The sequence below is a fragment of the Pyxidicoccus caerfyrddinensis genome, from assembly GCF_010894405.1.
Lineage (GTDB): Bacteria > Myxococcota > Myxococcia > Myxococcales > Myxococcaceae > Myxococcus > Myxococcus caerfyrddinensis.
This window is the reverse complement of the sequence record NZ_JAAIYA010000117.1, coordinates 1-837: the sequence shown is the minus strand read 5'-3', so window position 1 is coordinate 837 and position 837 is coordinate 1. Positions and strand designations below refer to the sequence as shown.

Here is an 837-nt window from a genome sequence, read left to right as displayed (position 1 = left end):
GGCCAGCGCCACGCGCGAGTCGGTGGACACACCGAGGCCACGCAGGTGCCAGGCGAGCTGGTTGGCACGCGCGTCCAGCTCCCGGTAGGTGAGCTTCGCGTCTGCGAACTCGACGGCGGTCTTGTCCGGGAAGCGGGCCACCACCTGCGAGAAGACCTCGGGCAGGGTGGAGCCACGGGGGTACTCGGAGGCGGTGGAGTTCCAGTCCACCAGCACCTGCTGGCGCTCGGGCACCGTCAGCATGGGCACGGAGGCCAGGGGCGCATCGGGCCTGGCGACGAGCGCCTCCACCAACATGCGGAAGTGCGCCACCATGCGTGCGGCGGTGCCCGCCTCGTACAGGTCCGTGTTGTAGGCCAGCACGCCCTGGTAGCCCTCGGGAGAGTCCAACAGGGTCAACTGCAGCTCGAACTTGAGGGTGGGGCTGTCCACCTCCATCGGGCGCAGCGTCAGTGCCTGATTTCGCAGTGGGGCCGTGGGAGCGTTCTGCAGGGCGAAGAACACCTGGAACAGGGGGCCGCGGCTCAGGTCCCGCGCGGGATGTAGCTCTTCCACCAGCCGCTCGAAGGGCACGTCCTGGTGGGCGTACGCCCCCAGTGCGGACTCGCGCACCTGCCGCAACAGGCCGCGGAAGGACAGGCGCGAGTCCAGGCGCGCACGCATGACCAGCGTGTTGACGAAGAAGCCGATGAGCTCTTCCAGCTCGCCGCGCTGACGGCCGGCGACCGGCGAGCCGACGGAGATGTCCTGCTGGCCGGAGTAGCGCGCCAGCAGCACCTGGAACGCGCCCAGCAGCAGCATGAAGGGCGTGGCGCCCTCCTGCTGGCACAGCGCCTT

At 69.8% G+C, this 837-nt stretch carries 1 protein-coding gene; it reads right to left on the bottom strand.

What is annotated here, in order from left to right; all coding sequences use genetic code 11:
- Positions 1-837: condensation domain-containing protein (locus tag G4D86_RS51755; protein WP_164003100.1), on the bottom strand; the 837-nt coding region annotated here is incomplete at both ends.